The organism is Pseudomonas juntendi (assembly GCF_009932375.1).
Classification (GTDB): Bacteria; Pseudomonadota; Gammaproteobacteria; order Pseudomonadales; family Pseudomonadaceae; genus Aquipseudomonas; species Aquipseudomonas juntendi.
The window spans coordinates 1-2,201 of sequence record NZ_BLJG01000145.1; the positions used below are offsets into that span (position 1 = coordinate 1).

Genomic DNA, 2,201 nt, shown 5'->3' on the forward strand with positions numbered 1-2,201 from the left:
CAGGCGAGACCAGCCGAAGCAACGTAAGAGCGAGCGCAGCTCGCGATTGCGCCGCGCGGGCGGCGCTCGATCTCACAGGCGCTGAAGGTGCTGCGGCTACCCTTGCCAGGAACCATAGAATCTCCCACTTCGATCGCATCGACTTCAAATCCTGTGCGATCCCTGGGGGAGCAACTGTCTTGCTCAAAAGCCCTAAGCTAGCGCAACCCCTGTGGGAGCTGGCTTGCCGGCGATGAGGCCAGTCCAGGCAATACAAGACAGTTGCTCCCAACACTACCCCTGTGGGAGCGGGCATGCCCGCGAAGAGGCCCGTACAGGCAACTCACTGCCCCGGGCTAAGCACCCGCTCCAGCTCCGCCGCGCGGTCGCGGGTCATGCTCATCATGCAGGTACCGCCTTCCAACTGCGCCATGGTCCCGCCACTGGCCTGCACATGAAACTGGCAATTGCCATCGCGGTACGCCAGCCACTTGCGCTGCACATCGCGCAAACTTTTCTGCTGCCCGGCATCCAGCTTGCCCATCAGTTGCTTGTACACCCGGTTCAAGCGCTGGTCCTGCACCTGCATCTCGGCCCCGATGCACTCACTCATGGCCACCGTGCTGGAGGCCTTGTCCATGCACTGCACGTACGCCGCCGTGTAGTCATCGGCCACAGCCAATGGCAGCACGCAGGTCAGTGCCAGCCCTGCCAGGTATTGCTTGCACATGCCAACTCTCCTTTTAGGTATCAAAGCGTCTGGGGTAGCACCGGCGGCATCAGCACCTTGCCCGGCTCGAATTGCAGCGCTGGCATCTGTGTGGCGGCATAAACCGCCACACCCAACGCCGCAATCAAGGCCACATCAAGCCAGTTCCAACCGGGCATGTCCTCAGCGCTGCGGGCCTTCCAGCAATGCCAGGCCTGGCCCAGGCAGAACACGCCCATCGCCGCCAGCCACAGGTAGAAGCCGGCACCAAACCCGCTCAGGTCATGGAATTCATAAGTCTGGTTATCCGGCAGACGGGTGATGCCGAAGCTGCTGCCCGCCAGGTAAGCCGCCGCCAACCCGGCCAGCAATGCCAGCCGGCGAAAGCGCCGGTGGGCAAGGATGGCCAACGCCAGCAGCGGGTTGGCAAACCATTGGTGCAAGCCGAAGGGCAAGCCCCATGGCCCGTACAGCAGCATCTGCAGCGCCGGCATGTGATGCCCGCCATTCATGTGCGCGCCGTTGAAGAACAGGGCGAGCAAGTACAGCAGCAGGCTGATGCTCAGGTAGAAAACGGGCAAAGGGCAAATTCCTAGGCGACCGGGGGCTCAAGCAGCAGACCATAGATGCCGGAGTCGGACAACTCACCGGCCACGCACCAGCGCGCCCGCAGGGTGCCTTCAAGCACGAAACCTTGCCGTTCCAGGGTGCGTGCCGAGCCTTGGTTGCGCGGGTCGATCTCACCTTCGAGGCGGCGCATGTGCAGGGTGTTGGCCAGGTAATCGATGAAGCAGGTGAGCGCTTCGTCCATGTAGCCCCTGCCCTGCACGGCGCTGGCCAGGCAGTAGCCGATCTCGCCACGGCGGGAAACATCGTCGATGTTGAACAGCTGGACCATGCCGATGAGTTCACCGTTGTCGCGGCGGTACATACCCAGCTTGAGCTGGTCGCCATTGGCATAGGCTTCGCGGTCGGCGGCCAGGGCGCTTTCGGCCTCGGCCAGGTTTTGCCAAGGGGCATGGTGCCAATAACGCATGACCTCGGGGTCGGCCATGATCGCCAGCCACTGCGCGGCATCGGCATGGCGCATGGGGCGCAGTTGCAGGCGCGGGCTGTCGAGGCAGAGGTCACTGGGGAAACTGCGGGGTGGGGTCACGCCGGATCTCCTGTCCATTGCTGGGGAGATGACAGTTTAACGTCAAGCGCGAGGTTACGGCATCCCGGGGCTGCTGCGCAGCCCATCGCGGCACAACACCTGAGCCTTGCGCAGTACCTGTGGGAGATTCTATGGTTTCTGGCAAGGGTAGCCGGAGCATCTTCAGCGCCTGTGAGATCGAGCGCCGCCCGCGCGGCGCAATCGCGAGCTGCGCTCGCTCCTACGTTTGTTTCGGGCCAGTAACGCCTGTGACAGGCGCGCGCGGCCGCCTTGTTTGTACGGCGCGATATTGAGGCATGCACCAAGGCGTTCGCGCGCAAATCCCACAGGAATAATTGGCCCGAAACAAACGTAGGA

General features: G+C 63.1%; 3 protein-coding genes. All 3 read right to left on the reverse strand.

Going from position 1 to position 2,201, the window contains the following annotated elements:
• Window positions 1-322: 322 nt before the first annotated feature.
• The 3 genes from GYA94_RS18605 to GYA94_RS18615 are packed head-to-tail and all read right to left on the reverse strand — an operon-like array spanning window position 323 to window position 1,844.
• Window positions 323-709, reverse strand: coding sequence for a lysozyme inhibitor LprI family protein (locus GYA94_RS18605; protein ID WP_110678799.1), 387 nt, complete (start codon window positions 707-709; stop codon window positions 323-325).
• 20 nt (window positions 710-729) lie between these two features.
• Entirely contained in the window at window positions 730-1,269 is a 540-nt protein-coding gene (locus GYA94_RS18610) for a hypothetical protein (RefSeq protein ID WP_110678797.1), read from the reverse strand.
• An 11-nt stretch (window positions 1,270-1,280) separates the two neighbouring features.
• Window positions 1,281-1,844: a GNAT family N-acetyltransferase gene (locus tag GYA94_RS18615; RefSeq protein ID WP_009681616.1), complete on the reverse strand. Its 564-nt coding sequence runs from the start codon at window positions 1,842-1,844 to the stop codon at window positions 1,281-1,283.
• Between the last annotated feature and the right edge of the window lie 357 nt (window positions 1,845-2,201).